This window comes from Sandarakinorhabdus sp. (genome assembly GCF_987265915.1).
The window spans coordinates 2,629,477-2,645,502 of sequence record NZ_OZ503948.1; the positions used below are offsets into that span (position 1 = coordinate 2,629,477).

Below are 16,026 nucleotides of genomic sequence, written 5' to 3' on the forward strand. Positions count from 1 at the left end.
CCCGATCAGAAGGCTTTGGAGATTTCGAACGTCACGATCCGCCCGAACACATTGTGGACGTTGAGATCGGTCGCCGTCGGCACGCCGCCGGTCGCCTGCGTGCTCAGCACCACCGGCGGTTGTTTGTTGGTGATATTCTGCGCGTTCACGGTGAAGCGCGTTCCTGCGAACATGCCGCTCTTGTTCTGGAACGAGTAGGTGAGCGTCAGATCAACCGTCGTCCACGACGGCACATTTTGGTCAGGCAGGCGGACCCCGGCGACCGTCGGCCGCAAGTTGTTCAGATATCCACCGATATAGTTGGCGGCGATCAGCCCGGAGAAGCCACCATTGGTGAGCCCAGCTGCAAAGCGGCCACGGTTACCGATCTGCTCCCCGATGCGGTCGAGTGCGTCGAAGATGGGCGCGCCCGGCAGCAGATTGCGCTGCAGCTTCAGGATCTTGGTGAAGGCACCGTTCAGATTGATCGTGCCGATGCCGGTGTCGGCGACATAGCTGGCATTGAGATCGAGGCCGCTCTGCTTGACCTGGCCCAGGTTGCTGGTGGCGGCGTTCAGGATGCCGACCAGCTGGCAGTCATTGGCCGTGGTGGGAGGGTAGCTGCCCGGCGCGTTCAGGAACTTGAGATAGGCCGGATTGTAGGTGTTGTATTCCGGCGCGCCCGGATTGCCGTTCACCGAGCCGTTGACGCAGGTATTGGGCTGCGGCGCCAGCGTGATGAACGGCTGGTACAGCGCGAAATTGGCCGCGCTGCTCAGCGCCGAAGCCGTGTTGGGCAGCGCCGATATGCGATCCCGATAGTCCACGTTGTAATAGGTGGCGCCCAGCTTCAGACCCGGAATGTAGGACGGCGAATAATCGGCGCCCAACGAGAAGATGTCGGCGGTTTCGGGCCGCAACTGGGCGAAGCGGAAGGTGGAGACCAGGAACAGCGACGTGCCATTCGACGCGTTGCTGATCGGGATCTGCGGATTGCCCAGATTGTTGGTGAGGAAGGTACGGTTGGCCGCGCCGACCACGTTGAAGTTGGTCTCGGCCAGCGTCGGGGCGCGGAACGAGGTGCCATAGGAGCCGCGCAGCTGCAGATCGTCGATCGGCTTCCAGGTCAGGCCGAACTTGGGATTGGTGGTGCTGCCGAAATCCGAATAGCGATCGTGGCGGACGGCGGCCGACAGGTCGAGCTTGCGGAACAGGGTCGTCGCATTGTCATCGCCGAAGATCGGCACGAACACTTCGCCGAACGCCGAGGTGACGGTGCGGTTGCTGTTGGCGAAGCGGAAGATCACCTGCGTGGTTGTCGGGTTCAGCGAATAATCGGACTGCTGCTTGTAATAGCTCTTGGTCCATTCGCCGCCGACCGCGACACGCACCGCGCCGCCCGGCAGGTTGAACAAGGTGCCGTCGATCTTGGGCAGGAAATCGATCATCTCGTTGCGCACGCGCTGCACGAAGATGCCGAAGATCCCTTCCGCTGACGGCTGCGGGCCCTGCACATAGGGGTTGAACCGCGCGGCGTTGGCCGGGTTGGCGATGAAGCTGGTCAGGATGGTGTTGGCCTGCGGCTGGCAGACCGCGCAACCCTGCGACACGCCCCAGCCGGCACCCACGGTCAGCCGGAAATTGCTGAACAGGCCGACCTTGTAGTCGAACAGCACGTTATGGGTGTTTTCATAATCATTGCGGTTCAACTGCCGATCCGGATTGTTGAGCCGGAAGTTGTAGACGATCGACTGGCTGCCGGTGCCCAGGCCCGGCACGAAATAGGGGCTGGTGCTGGGGATGGCGATGGCGATCGACTGGAAGGCACCATCCCCCTGGCCGCGGGCCGCGTTGGTGCGGCGGTTGAACATCGCGGTCAGCGACACGTCACCCAGATCGCCCAGATCCTGCACCACCCGCGCCAGCACCGAATAACGCGTGCGCGCCGTATAATAATCCTGGAAATCCGCCGAATCGACCAGCGAGGGATTGCCGCGCAGCGCCAGCACTTCGGCCGTGGTGGGCGTGCGACCATTCAGACCGCTCGGCAGGCCATAGACCGTGTTGCCCTGCAACAGCGCCCCGTTCTGGCCGACCGCGTTGAAGACGGTGCCTTGCAGGCGGCTGTCGTTGCCGCCGAAGGCGCGCAGATCCGCCCGCAGCGCCGGGATGCTGCCCTGGGTAATGCGGCTGTTGCCTTCATAACCAAAGGCCACCAGCACGCCGCCGCCGTTCCACTTGCGTGACAGCACGGCATCGACCGCCGCCTGATCATAAATGCTGGTGGTAAAGCGGGCCGTCACCTCCGCGCCGTCGAACGGGCGGCGGAAGATATAGTTGACCACACCGGCGACCGCGTCCGAGCCATAGATGGCCGAGGCACCGTCGGTGACGACCTCGACGCGCTCGATGGCGCCGAACGGGATGGTGTTGGGATCGGGCACCAGATTCTGCACGCCCTGGGTGACGGTGCGGTGGCTGTCGAACAGGAGCAGCGTGGCGTTGTTGCCCAGGCCGCGCAGGTTGACCCCGGCCGAACGGCCGCCGCTGTTGGCCAGCGTGGCACCCAGCGAAGACCCCTGCGGCAGCTGCGCGATCAGCGAGCTGGAATCGCGCAGGCCGCTTTGCAGGATGGTGTCGCGGCTGATGTTGACCGTGGCGGACCCCACTGGCGCAACACCGCGGATGGCGGTGCCGGTGACGATGATTTCGGCCTCGGCATTTTCATCGTCAGCCGCAGGGGCCGGTGCCGCCGCCTGCTGGGCGTTGGCCAGCCCGCTGAGCGACAAGGTGAACACCGTCGCCGCCAGATACGTGATCAGATGTGAATATCGTGCCTGTGTCATGAGACCCCTCCCCCTGGATTTGATCGTCGTAACGATGCGTCTTTGCGCACCTGATGCCGTCTATTTGCCGTCAACCAACACCCGCTCCCGACCAGTGATGGTTTAACAAGTTCGTACATAGAACAGATGATTTGGCTTGACCATAGGGGCCGTGATGGCCGCTCATGGCAGTTTGAAGGCGATCAGCGTGTCCGCCATCTGCTTCTGGCCCACCGATGTCCCGCCGCCGGCGGCAACCACGACATATTGTTTGCCATCGCTGCCCATGTAGCTGATCGGCGCGGCGGCAGCGCTGGCGTCCAGCGTGGTTTCCCACAGCTTGCGCCCCGTTTTGCCGTCCAGCGCGCGCAGGCGGCGATCGTTGGTGGCACCAACGAACACCAGGCCGGTGGCGGTGGTCAGCGTGGCGCCGATGTTGCTGGTGCCGGTTGTCAGGCCCTTGGGGCCGATGCCTTCGGTGATACCCAGCGGCACGCGCCAGGCGATCTTCTTGGCCTTCATGTCCACCGCGACCATTTCGCCCCACGGCAGCGCACCGCATGACAGGGTGATGTTGTCGGGCGTGGTGAAGGTGAACGGCTGGTTGCGGCCACCGGGGCGGCCGCGCGGGCGGGGCGGTGCGGCAGCAGCGGCGGCCGCAGCGGCGGTGCCCGGCACCGGCGGGCTGGCATGGCCCATGCCCTGGGGCGCGTTCGATGGCAGCGAAAAGGTCACCCGGTTCTGCACGGCGATGTAATAGAGGCCGGTTTCCGGATTATAGGCACCGCCGCCCCAATTCGGCCCGCCGACCGAGCTGGGATAGGTGACAACAGCGTGATCGGGATGGCGGCGCGGCGTGTACAACGGACCACTGACCGCCTTGTACTGATCCCAGGTCGCCTGGCAGGCGGCCTTCATGCCGGGCACCAGATCGGGGATTTCGTCGCGGGTCATCTGCGTGCGCGCCACCGGTTCCGGCCAGGCCGGGAACGGCTGCGTCGGCCAGATCGACGGATCGGGCTTGTCCAGCTGCGGGGTCGGCCGTTCGGCCACGCCGTTCAGCGGCGCGCCAGTGACGCGGTCGAACAGGAACACCAGGCCATGCTTGCCGGTCACCAGCACGGCCGGGACGGTCTTGCCGTTCTCGACATGGTCCATCAGCACCACTGGGGTCGGTGAATCCCAGTCCCACACATCCTGGTGGGTCAACTGGTGGCTCCACAGCCGTTTGCCGGTGGCGGCGTCGAGCGCAAGGATGGAGGCGGCATAGGGTTGCGACCCGCCGACGGCGGCGGCCACATTGGCATCACCGGTGGTGGCATAGACGATGCCACGCTCGTCATCGACGCTCATCGTCGACCAGACATTGGCGCCGGTTACATCGCGCCAGCTGTTGCCCGGCCACTGATCATTGCCCTCTTCGCCGGGGTGCGGAATTGTGTGGAATTCCCAGACCTTGCGGCCGGTGCGGGCATCGAAGGCGCGGATATCACCGCGCGGGCCGGGCGGGCCGTCCTCGCCGGGGCGCGACCCGGTGATGAACAGGTTGCGCCAGACGGTGACCGGATTAGGAATGGTGAAGCTGGAACGGCGGGTTTCGCCGACCACTTCCGACGACACGCCGATATAGGCATCAATCTGTCCGCCCCAGCCGAAATCGGGCGCCAGCCTGCCGGTGGTGACGTCCACCGCCATGATCAAGCCGCCATCGGTGGCAAAGATGACGCGCGGCGCCGTCTTGTCGTCGCCAGGCCAATAGGCGACGCCGCGGCCATGGATGTTGACCGGGCTTTCATATTTCCAGATCAGCTCGCCGGTTTCCGGGCGCAGTGCGGTAATCGACGCCTTCAGGCTTGGCGTCGCGGGCGAGGAGGGCGTGGAGAAATACATGATGCCGCCGATCAGCAGCGGCGTCACTTCGAAGCGATAATCGAGGCCCTGATCACCCTGCGCCACGACACCGGCGCCATAATGATAGGACCAGGCCGGCTGCAGCTTGGCGACATTCTTGGGCGTGATCTGGGTGAGGGCGGCGAAGTTGCGGTTGGCGTTGCCGCCGCCATAGGCGGGCCATTGGGCGGGGCCAGTGGGGCGTGGATAGGATTTCGCCGGGCCAGCTGGCTGCGACGCGGCGGCCTGGACCGCACCGCCGGCGCTTGGCGCGGCCGCAAAATGGGTGGCCAGATAGGCCTGCGCCAGTTTCAGCTGATCCGCGTCCAACTGGGCGCCGCGCGCGACCATGGCGGTCAACTGCGTGCCCCATTCCTCGGGCGTGCGGCGCTTGCCGAGCGCGAGACCGAGCGCGTGGCACTGCGCACAGTTGGTGGCGACCAGATCGCGGCCTGGCCCGGCCGGCAACTGCATGGCGGCCGGGGTATCTTGCGAAAAAGCCGCAGTGGCGGCCAATGCCATCAGGCCGGCGGTGCCGAGGAAGCCGGCGGCAAGCCAATTGTTCGTGCGGTTGGTGCTTTGCATGGCGGTTCCATCGGGCTGTTGGTTGCGGATCATTGGTCGGGCGTCACATCATGCGGGGTCAGGCCGAGCGCCCACTTGATGCCTTCGAGATACAGGGCCTGGGTCTTGGGCTCATCCAGCAGCGCGTCGTTGTGGCCGCCGGTCATGTTGAACACCCGGCCCTTGCCGTAGGATTTGGCCCAGACGATCGGGAAATAATTGTCGGTTCGGCCCGCGCGCTTCAACTGGTCGGGGGTCAGTTTGGCCGGATCAAGCTCGATGATGGTGTGGACATCACCGCGCTTGAACGCCGGGGTGAGCACCGGCCACTGGTCTTTCCACAGGAAGCTTTTGCGCCCGAAGGCGGCAGCGGATTTCCAGGTGGGATCCTTCACCCGCGCGAACATGCCTGTGGCCGGATATTCGCTGGCCATGACGCCGCCGATCATCACGCCCCATTCCGGCCAGTTGTAGAAATTGATGCCCTGCGCGTGGCCGACGATCAGGCCCTTGCCATCATCGCGCACGAAGCTGAGCAGATCGGTCTTTTGCGCGTCGGTCATCGTGCCTTCGCCGCTGCCCAGGATCATCACGGCATCGAAATAATCGAGATTGCGGATATTGGTGTTGCCGCGCGCATAGCGGGCGCTGGTCACCTTGATCGGCTGCTTGGTGATGAGCTGGCTGTCGGTGCGCAGGAAGGTCACATAGACGCCGGCCTTGCGGCCCAATTGTTCCAGCACCGCCATGGTGTGATTGAGGCTGGCGTGGTGAAAACCCGTCTGCACATCGGCGACGATCAGCAGCTTCTTCATGTTTGGATAGGGATCGCAGGGCGCGTTGCACAGGCCGCCAGGGCCGCCAGGCCCTCCCTGCGGGGCTGGCCCTCCCTGCGGGGCTGCAGGCGGTGCGGCGGGCTGCGCATAGGCACTGGCGGCGGCAAGCAGGGCCGCCATCATCACGGCAAGTCGGCGTGTGGACATCGACGTGTCTCCGGAGGCTGGCGGGCGCGGCATGTCAGTCGGGCGCCTTGACCGAGAAGGGCGGCGGTGCCGGCGTGGTCAGCGCCGTCGTCCAGGCTTGCCGGTAGAATTGCACATCGCGCTGCAACAGCGCGATGAAGGCGGCTTCAGGGATGGCGAGCTGCCATTTTCCCACATCCGTGCCGAGCATGTCGAACGGGGCAGCGACCCCCGGCACCTGCGCCATATATTCATAATAGGTCTCCAGCGGGCCGCCAAAGCCGCTGGATTGCAGATAGCGGAAGAAGTCGCCGAAATTGACCATGCCCTCGCCCGGCGGCACCAGCCGCGTGCGCCACGGCCATTGCCCGGCGGGCACCTGATTCTGCTTCTCCCAGCGGAAATCCTTGATCGACACCGAATGCAGATAGGGCCCCAGCGCGCGGATGCTTTCGCGCCAGCCGGCGCCGCCCTTGGCCATGACATGGCCGATATCGTAATTGATGCCGATGAAGCGCGGATCAATGCCCCGCATCAGCAGCCACAAATCCCAGGCGCTGCCGCCGATGGTGTCGGCATAGGCATGGGTGTGGAAGGCGGCCGTGGTGCCATATGTCTCGTTCAGCCGGGCGAGCTGCTCCAGCTTGGTGCGGAGCCGATCATATTGCGGTTGGAACGGCGCATCATAATCATAGCGCGGCGCCGCGGCGCGATAGAGCCGGATGCCCAGGCTTTGCAGCGTGGCCAGGGTCGCGTCGATGCCTTCGGACTGGGCATCGGCGATGCCGGTGATGACCATCGGTGTGGCGAGGCCGGCCGCCTGCGTGGCCTTGATGATGCGCGGCAATAAGGTGCGCACGTTCCCCGGTTCGACATGGGCGCCGCGACGCACTGTCCAGATGATCGCCGGGAAACCGGCGCGCTGGGCGACATCGAGGCCGTGATCGGCACTCGTCCATTGCAGATGCCGCGACACCAGCGCCAGCGTGGGTACAGCGGGGGGCGCAGCTGGTTGTTCGGCCATCGCCCGCTGCGCCGGCAACGCAGCCGCACCCGCCGCCAGCAACGCAAGCGCGCTGCGCCGTGTGTGCTCCATGCTGCCACCCTGCCAGCCGTCCAACGCCTTTGCCTCCCCCTGTTCGGTCCATCGGCGCCCCTGTTGCCGAGGCTGTCCGCTGCTCTTATGTCCGAACTCGTCCGTACATGCTATGCCGGCGCGGCGGCGCAAGCAATGGGTCGTGTGCAATCAGGCTGGCATGACCCGCAGCCCAGCGGCCGGCCGGCAGGCATGGATCAAGCCAGGCGCGCGCCCGACGCTGGCGAAATGCGCCAGCGCGGCCCGGTGCAAGGCCGGGATCAGATCGCTGCGGGTGAGCGCCACCACGCAGCCGCCAAAGCCACCGCCCGTCATCCGCGCGCCGCCGATGCCACCGGTCGCCGCCGCCAGCCGCGCCACCAGTGCGTCGATTTCCGGCAGGGTGATTTCGAAATCGTCGCGCATGGATGCATGGGATGCCGCCATCAGCGTGCCGATCTTTGACCAATCGCCGGCCGTCACCGCATCGGCCATCGCCAATGTGCGGGCATTTTCGGTGATCACGTGCCGCGCGCGGCGGATGGCGACCGCATCAAGCCCTGCCGCTGCGGCCAGCGCCGGCAGATCGGCATCACGCAGCGCCTTCACCCCAAGCCGGGCCGCAACCGCCTCACAGGCCGCGCGGCGTTCGTTATATTCGCTTTCCACCAACCCGCGCGAAATGCCGGAGTGGACAATCAGCACCGCCATCTCGCCGGGCAGCGCCACCGCCCTGGTGGCGAGCGATCGGCAATCGATCAGCAGCGCCGCCCCGGCCTGGCCATGGGCGGCGATCAGCTGATCCATGTTGCCACAGGCCACGCCGACGAACTCATTTTCCGCCGCCTGGGCGATCAGCGCATAGGCCGTGGCGTCGAGCTGCTGCCCGGCATCCAGCGCCGCCGCCAGGGCCACGCCAAGCGACGCCGAGGAAGACAGGCCGGCGCCCTGCGGCACGTCCCCGGCGATGGCCAGCCGCGCGCCGGCCAGCGGCCCATCCCGTTCAATGCCCCGCGCCCGGAACACCGCCGCCAGCGCGCGGACATGGCTGCGCCAGCCCGGCGCCGGCACGAACGGCGCCCCGGCATCAAACTGGTCGGTCTCGTCATAATCGGCGCTGGTCACGGCCATCATGCCGTCCACCGCCGGGCCGATGGCTACTGCCGTGCCGCGATCGATGGCGCAGGGCAGCACATGGCCATCGTTGTAATCGGTATGCTCGCCGATCAGATTGACCCGGCCCGGCGCGTAAACAATCCGCGCCGGCTCTTCACCAAAGGCAGCGCGAAAGGCCGCGGCAGCGCGGGCGACAGGATCGGTCATGTCAGGGCATCCGGCACGGCGCGCAGCATCGCGGCGGCCGCTTCCGGGGTCAGGTCGCGCTGCGCTTCGGCCAGCAGCTCATAGCCGACCATGAATTTGCGCACGCTGGCCGAGCGCAGCAGCGGCGGATAGAAATGCGCGTGCAATTGCCAGGGCGCGCTATCCGCATCGCCAAACGGCGCGCCGTGCCAGCCCATCGAATAGGGAAAGCGGCAGGCGAACAGATTGTCATACCGCGCCGTCAGCCGGCACAATATATTGGCCAGGCTGTCACGCTGGCCGGGCAAGAGATCGGGCATGCGCGCCACGGCAAAGCGCGGCAGCAACAGCGTCTCGAACGGCCAACTCGCCCACCACGGCACGATGGCCAGCCAATCAGCATTGCTGGCCACCACGCGCGGGCCATCGGCTTCCCGCGCCGCCAGATCGAGCAGCATCGGCCTGCCATGCCGGGCATGATATTCGCGCTGGTTGGCGGCCTCGGTCGCCACTTCGTCGGGCACATGCGCTGTCGCCCAGATCTGGCCGTGCGGGTGCGGGTTTGAACACCCCATCATCGCGCCCTTGTTCTCGAAGATCTGCACCGACGGGTACTGCACACCCAAGCTGGCGCTTTCATCGGCCCAGCAATCGACGATGCGCCGCACCGCCGGCACTGGCAGCTGCGCCATGGTGGCGCCATGATCGGAGGAATAGCAGATCACCCGCGCCACGCCGCGGGCGCTGGCGCTGGCAAACAGCGGATCGTCGCTGTTGGCCGGCGGCGTATCGGGCAGCACGGCGGCAAAATCATTGTCGAACACGAAGGTGCCGGCATAATCCGGATTGCGCGCACCTTGGGCACGGGCATTGCCGGGGCACAGGTAACAGGCCGGATCATGGGCCGGGGCCGCTGGCGCCGGCGCATCCTGCTGCCCCTGCCAGGGCCGTGCCAGCCGGTGCGGCGACACCATCACCCAGCGCCCGGTAAGCGGATTGCGCCGGCGATGCGGGTGCGGCACGCTCATGACACCGCCCGCCGCCACGAAATCAGCTGCGCACGGCGGCCCAACACCAGACGATTGAAGGCCAGCGCGACCAGCACGGAGCTGACCAGCGTGATCAGCATGAAATCGATATAGTGCAAGGGCACAATGCCGGCCGGCTGCAGCCAGAAGCTGTAGAGCGCGTACACGCCGACGCCCCAGATCACGCCAGTTGTCGCGGCACTGGCGCCAACGCCGCGAAACATCAGGCCGACAATGAACGCCGACAGGATCGGCATCGACGTCAAGCCGTTCAATTGCTGCAATAGATTGATGATGCTCTGGGCATTCTGATACATCGGCACCAGCGCCACCGAACTGATGGTGACGATGATCGTGGTGATGCTGCTCAGCCGCCAATTGTCTTGCGTCTTGCCGAAAAAGCCCTTGTGGAAATCCACCGCATACAGCGCCGCCGTGCTGTTCAGCACGGCGCTGGTGTGGGCAATCACCGCGGCGGCGATCATGGCGGCAAAGCTGCCCGACAGCCAGGCCGGCAGCACCTGCGCCACCAGCAAGCCATAGGCCCGGTCGCCGACATTGCCCATCAGCTTGAAGGCGACCACGCCGGGCACGGTGACGATGACCGGAATGATCAGGATGCGGATCACGGCGGCGGCCAGCACGCCCTTCTGCGCTTCCCGCACGGTCGGCGCGGTCATCGCCTTTTGGGTGATGTTCTGGTTGGTGGACCAATAGAAGATCTGGATGAACGCCATGCCGGTGAACAAGGTGTGGAACGGAATCGGCGATGCGGCACTGCCGATCATCGTCGTGCGGTCTGGCGGCACCCCGCCGAACGGATCAAAATTGACCGCCGCCACCGCCAGCACGACCACCAGCACGGCAATGGCCAGCACGCCGAAGCCCGAATAGGTGTCCATCACCGCCACGGCCCGCAGGCCGCCGACGATGGTGTAGGCGGCGCTGATCAGCGCCAATATCCCGGCGAACACCAGCAGCGACACCCCGCCGCCGAACAGCGATTGCAGGAACAGCGCCCCGCTATACAGGCCGGCCGGCAGATAGATCAGGATGTTGCCGAACAGGAACAGCCCGGAAATCAGCGTGCGCAACGTGCGCGTATCGCCCTGGTATCGGCGATCGAGCAGCTCCGTCACCGTGGTGCAGGCGTTGCGATAATAGATGGGCACAAACACCAGCGCCAGGATGAGCAGCCCGAAGAACCCCGAAATCTCCCACCAGGCGAGCAGCAGCATCTGGTTGCCGTTCATGCCGACCAGTTGATCGGTGGACAGGTTGGTGAGCGTGATCGAGCCGGCAACAAACACCCAGCCGAGGCCGCCACCGGCCAGATAGACGTCCTTCTCGCTGCCATCATGGCCGGCACGCCGCACCTTCAGCCAGGTGGCAAGGCCGATCGCCGCCAGCCACAGGATGGCCACGCCCAACTGGACGCCCGTATCAATGGCGATGCCCGACAAACTGCTCTCCCCGCGCCGATTTTGCCCAGAGCATAGGCGGTCAGACCTTGCGCGCAAGCGGGGCTGCGGCAAGGATTGCACGATGGAACGCGATATCGCCAGCAACACAGGCATTTGGGATGGCGAGGCCTTTCGCATAGATGGGGATGCCATCACCCTGGTCTTCGATCGGCAGGGCGGCGCGGTGCCCACCCTGCTTCATGCCGGCGCGGCGCTACCGGCGGCCGAGAATCTCGGCGCGCTCGCCCGCGCGTTGCGGCCGCTGCGCCATGCTTCGCAGCCGGAGCTTGCGCCGCTGGCGTCGCTGTGGCCGCAATCGGGGCGCGGATATATGGGCCAGCCGGCATTGATCGCCCGGCGCGGCGATGCGGCTCTGCCTCTCGATCTGGTGCCCGATGCGGGATCAACGCTCGGCCCGCGCGGTTTCCATCTCGTTTTCAGCGATGCCGCCGCCGGGGTGCGCATTGCCATCGACTGGCAGATCAGCAGCGGCGACGTGATCCGCGCGCGCAGCACGATCACCAACACCGGCGCGCCCCCCTTGGCCATCGACCGCATCGCCAGCCTGTGCCTGCCGCTGCCGGCCTGGGCCACCCACGCCACCCGCTTTCACGGGCGCTGGGCCGCCGAAATGCAGGAGGCCACGTCGGCCATCCCGCATGGCACCAGCGGTGGCGCCTCACGCGGTGGGCGGCCGGGCTTTGATGGCGGCAACTGGCTGATCCTGCATGACGCCGGCTTCGGCGCCGATCATGGCCTTGGGCTGGCGCTGCATCTGGCGTGGAGCGGCGATCATGACAGTCTGATCGAGCGCAATGCCGACGGCACCATCGTGCAGATCGGGCCGCGGCTTGATCCCGGCGAGATCATGTTGGCGCCGGGTGAGGCCTTTGCCACGCCCGATGCGGTCATCGCGCTGGGCCTCGTCGGTCGGAACGCGGTGCGGCGGGCCTTTCATGCCCAACTACGCAGCGAGGTCTTGCCAGCGCGAGCCAATTGGCCGGCGCGGCGCGTGCATCTCAACAGTTGGGAGGCCGTCGCCTTCGGCATGGATGAAGACCGGCTGGTGCAACTGGCCCGCGCTGGCCAGGCCATCGGCATCGAGCGGTTCGTGGTGGATGATGGCTGGTTTGCCGGCCGCCGCGACGACTGCACCAGCCTGGGCGATTGGGTGCCTGATCCTGAGCGTTTCCCCGCTGGTCTGGGCCGGCTGATCGCGACCGTCGCCGGCTTGAGCATGGATTTCGGCCTGTGGGTCGAACCGGAAATGATCAGCCCCGACAGTGATCTGTATCGCGCCCATCCCGATTGGTGCCTGCACCGGCTGGGGATGGATCGGCCCACGCAGCGCCATCAATTGGTGCTCGATCTCGCCCGGCCAGAGGTGAACGCTTATCTGTTCGCTGTGCTCGACCGGCTGCTGCGCGACCACGCCATCGCCTATCTGAAATGGGACCATAATCGGGAATTGTTCCCCAATGATGGCGTTGGCTTCGCCCAGACGCAGGCCCTGCATGCCCTGATCGACCGGCTGCGGCTGGCGCACCCGCACGTCGAAATCGAAAGCTGCGCCAGCGGCGGGGGGCGCATCGATTTCGCCATGCTCAGCCGCTGCCACCGGGTGTGGCCATCCGACAATAATGACGCCATCGATCGGTTGCGCATCAACCGCGCGTGGAGCCTGTTCCTGCCGCCCGAAGTGCTGGGCAACCATGTCGGCCCCTGCCCCAACCCGATCACCGGCCGCGTGCTGCCGATGGACTTTCGCGCCAAGGTGGCGATGTTCGGGCATATGGGGGTGGAGGCTGATCCGGGCGCCATGCTGGAGGCGGAACGCCAGACGCTGGCGGCGCATATCGCCTGCTACAAGCGCCATCGCGGCCTGCTGCACAGCGGCGTGCAGCGCGAGTTGGCGTTTGACGAACCGGGCCTGTTCGGCACCATGGTGGCCGACGGTGCTCATGCCCTGGCGCTGGTGGCGTGCACCGAATTGTCCGGTGACTACAATGCGCGGCCCGTGCGGTTTCCGGGGCTGGCGCCTGAGGCCATTTACGACATCGCGTTTCCGCTCGCCGATGGCGCGGCAGGGCTGGCCATGAGCGGGCGGATGCTGGCCGATGCCGGCCTGGTGCTGCCGTTGTCCCGCCCGGCCACCGCACATCTGATCGCCTTTGAACGACAGGATCACCGCTGATGCGTCTGGGTTGCTGCTATTATCCCGAACACTGGCCGGAAGACTGGTGGGCCGAGGATGCGCGCCGCATGGCGGCGCTGGGGCTGAGCCGCGTGCGCATCGGCGAATTTGCCTGGAGCCGGATCGAGCCGGAGGCAGGCCGCTATGACTGGGACTGGCTCGATCGCGCCATCGACACGCTGCACGCCGCGGGCCTGGGCATCATCTTGGGCACGCCCACCGCCACCCCGCCGAAATGGCTGGTCGATACCATGCCCGACATGCTGGCCATCGATGCCGAGGGGCGTGAGCGCCGGTTCGGATCACGGCGGCATTATTGTTTCTCCCACCCCGGCTATCGCGCCGAATGTGCGCGCATCGTGACCGCGCTGGTGGATCGTTATGGCCATCACCCCGGCATCGTCGCCTGGCAGACCGACAATGAATATGGCTGCCACGATTCCGTCGTCAGCCATTCGGCCGCAGCAGCGCGCGGGTTTCGGCGCTGGCTGGCGGCGCGCCACGGCGATATCGCCACGCTGAATGCGGCATGGGGCAATGTGTTCTGGAGCATGGAATATTCGAGCTTCGACGCCATCGATCCGCCGAACCTGACCGTGACCGAGCCCAACCCGGCGCATGTGCTCGATTATCGGCGCTTTGCATCAGACGAAGTCGCCAGCTTCAACCGTGCCCAGGTGGAAATTCTTCGGGCCGGATCGCCGGGGCGCGACATTGTCCACAATTTCATGGGCTTCTTCACCCAGTTCGATCACCATGATCTCAGCCGCGATCTCGATGTCGCCACCTGGGACAGCTATCCGATCGGATTCCTCGATCAATTCTGGTTCAACGCCGACGAGAAATTGGCCTATGCCCGCCAGGGCCACCCCGATATCGCCGCCTTCCACCATGATCTTTATCGCGGTTGCGCGGGCGGCCGCTGGTGGGTGATGGAACAACAGCCAGGCCCGGTGAACTGGGCCGCGCACAATCCGGCGCCGCTCGATGGCATGGTGCGGCTGTGGACGCTGGAGGCCGCCGCGCATGGCGCCGAGTTGGTCAGCTATTTCCGCTGGCGCCAGGCGCCGTTCGGGCAGGAGGCGCACCACGCCGGCCTGTTGCGACCCGACAGCATCGAGGATGTCGGCGCCCACGAGGCACGCGCCGCAGCGGCCGATCTCGCCGCGCTCGGCGAGCTGGGGCCGCCAGCCCGATTGGTGGCGCTGCTGTTTTCCTATGAAGCGGCCTGGCTGTTCGAAGCCCAGCCGCAGGGGCGCAGCTTCCGCTACATGGAGCTGGTGTTCCGCTGTTATGCGGCGCTGCGGCAGTTGGGCCTTGATGTCGATATCGTGTCCGCAGATGCCGGGCTTGATGGCTATGCGATGGTGATCGTGCCGTCGCTGCCGATGCTGGACGATGCTCTGGTGGCGCGGCTGGCCGGCCTCAATGTGCCGGTGCTGTTCGGTCCGCGCAGCGGCAGTCGCACGGCTACGTTCCAGATCCCCGAAGGCCTGCCACCCGGCCCGCTGCGCACCGCCCTGCCGATCATCATCCCCCGCGTTGAATCGCTGCGCGAGGGCCTGGTGGAATCAGGCGACGGCTTTGCCGTGGCGCGCTGGTTCGAACATGTCGAAAGCCAGCTGACACCCGAAATCGCCCTGAACGATGGCCGCGGCATCGTCTATCGCGACGGGCCGCTGCGTTATTTGGCGGGATGGCCCGACGATGGGCTGCTTGACCGTGTGCTGACCGCGATGGCAGCGGAGGCCGGATTGGCGACGGTTACGCTGCCACAAGGCGTGCGGCTGCGCCGCGCTGGCGATATCGGCTTTGCCTTCAACTATGGCCGCGAACCGGCCGACATCAGCGGCTTTGCAGCGCCGTCGCTGATCATCGGCACCCACCTGCTGCCCCCGGCCGGCGTCGCTGCGTGGCGGGTGCCGGCTTAGGCCGCATCAAAGCGGACCCGGCTCCATTTTTCCGGTTGGTGCGTGTCATACACCCCATGGCTGTTCAGCGCCCAAGCCGGATGCGGCATCACTTCGCCGCCGCTGAGCAGCAGTTTCTGGAAGCGCCCCAGGAACATGCGCCAGATGTCGCCATCGGCCGGCGGCACCTGGCGGCCATCGGCGAGCAGCGCCAGGCTGGCCCAGGGGATGGCGATCTCCAGGGTCCAGCCGGAATCGCGATCGCTGTTGTCATTCAATGTGCCCTGCACCTGCACAGCGGTTTGCAGGCCCGGCATGTCAAAGCCGGTGAACGCCCAGCGGACGCCGCGTGGGTGGGTGCCGCGCCAAAAGGTCGGCCCGCTGCGATCATAATCGCCGCCGAAGCTGTAGGTGTTTGCATCGAACAGATCGAATTGCGGCGTATCGAACCGGCCGCCGCGCGTGAACGCATCACGCCAGATGAAGAACACTTCATAAACGGTATTGGCGGCGTTGACTTCCAGTTCGTAATAGCAATCGCCGCCATCAATGAACAATTCCAGATCATTCTCGGTGAAAATGATGCTGTCCCGCTCCGTCAGCTGGGCTTCGACGAAGGGTTCTTCAACCTTGAAGGCGATGTAGAGATTTTTCTCGTTCCACAATATTGCCGTGCGCGTTTCGAACAGGCCCGGCGCGCCGGTTGCCATGTCGACAAAGCTGTCGCTCCACGCCGCCGCAGCCCAAGCCGGCTTGCCGAGATCGCCATCAACAACCAGATCGGCTGATATCCGCCGTGCAATACAGTCCACCAATCCAGCCTCCCTCGCTCAA

Annotated in this window: 10 protein-coding genes; 2 read left to right on the forward strand and 8 right to left on the reverse strand. The window is 65.8% G+C overall.

The window, feature by feature from the left end; genetic code table 11:
- Positions 1-5: 5 nt before the first annotated feature.
- The 7 genes from AC6UUM_RS12710 to AC6UUM_RS12740 all read right to left on the reverse strand — a co-directional run bounded on the left by AC6UUM_RS12710 (position 6) and on the right by AC6UUM_RS12740 (position 11,088).
- Positions 6-2,825 (reverse strand): TonB-dependent receptor plug domain-containing protein, encoded by a 2,820-nt coding sequence (locus tag AC6UUM_RS12710; RefSeq protein ID WP_500802644.1) that lies wholly within the window; start codon positions 2,823-2,825, stop codon positions 6-8.
- A gap of 162 nt (positions 2,826-2,987) precedes the next feature.
- The gene (locus AC6UUM_RS12715; protein WP_500802645.1) at positions 2,988-5,279 is read right to left on the reverse strand and encodes an outer membrane protein assembly factor BamB family protein; all 2,292 of its coding nucleotides are present in this window, start codon (positions 5,277-5,279) and stop codon (positions 2,988-2,990) included.
- A 29-nt stretch (positions 5,280-5,308) separates the two neighbouring features.
- Positions 5,309-6,073, reverse strand: a complete 765-nt coding sequence (locus AC6UUM_RS12720; protein WP_500802646.1) for a ThuA domain-containing protein — start codon at positions 6,071-6,073, stop codon at positions 5,309-5,311.
- Positions 6,074-6,275: 202 nt separating this feature from the next.
- Positions 6,276-7,316 (reverse strand): sugar phosphate isomerase/epimerase family protein, encoded by a 1,041-nt coding sequence (locus AC6UUM_RS12725; RefSeq protein WP_500802647.1) that lies wholly within the window; start codon positions 7,314-7,316, stop codon positions 6,276-6,278.
- A 150-nt stretch (positions 7,317-7,466) separates the two neighbouring features.
- Entirely contained in the window at positions 7,467-8,618 is a 1,152-nt protein-coding gene (gene galK, locus AC6UUM_RS12730) for a galactokinase (protein ID WP_500802648.1), read from the reverse strand.
- Positions 8,615-9,625, reverse strand: coding sequence for a UDP-glucose--hexose-1-phosphate uridylyltransferase (locus tag AC6UUM_RS12735; RefSeq protein WP_500802649.1), 1,011 nt, complete (start codon positions 9,623-9,625; stop codon positions 8,615-8,617). Before AC6UUM_RS12735 ends, galK begins: the two co-directional genes overlap by 4 nt.
- A complete protein-coding gene (locus AC6UUM_RS12740) occupies positions 9,622-11,088 on the reverse strand; it encodes a sodium:solute symporter family transporter (RefSeq protein ID WP_500802650.1) in 1,467 nt (488 codons plus the stop codon). The genes AC6UUM_RS12735 and AC6UUM_RS12740 overlap by 4 nt, the downstream gene beginning before the upstream one ends.
- An 82-nt stretch (positions 11,089-11,170) precedes the next feature.
- On the opposite strand from AC6UUM_RS12740, the gene AC6UUM_RS12745 reads away from it, so the two are divergent.
- The gene (locus AC6UUM_RS12745) at positions 11,171-13,282 is read left to right on the forward strand and encodes an alpha-galactosidase (RefSeq protein WP_500802651.1); all 2,112 of its coding nucleotides are present in this window, start codon (positions 11,171-11,173) and stop codon (positions 13,280-13,282) included.
- Positions 13,282-15,213 (forward strand): beta-galactosidase, encoded by a 1,932-nt coding sequence (locus AC6UUM_RS12750; RefSeq protein WP_500802652.1) that lies wholly within the window; start codon positions 13,282-13,284, stop codon positions 15,211-15,213. The genes AC6UUM_RS12745 and AC6UUM_RS12750 overlap by 1 nt, the downstream gene beginning before the upstream one ends.
- Here AC6UUM_RS12750 and AC6UUM_RS12755 read toward each other — a convergent pair.
- Complete coding sequence (locus AC6UUM_RS12755; RefSeq protein ID WP_500802653.1) at positions 15,210-16,004, reverse strand: carbohydrate-binding family 9-like protein; 795 nt, start codon at positions 16,002-16,004, stop codon at positions 15,210-15,212. The two genes, AC6UUM_RS12750 and AC6UUM_RS12755, sit on opposite strands and share 4 nt — an antisense overlap.
- Between the last annotated feature and the right edge of the window lie 22 nt (positions 16,005-16,026).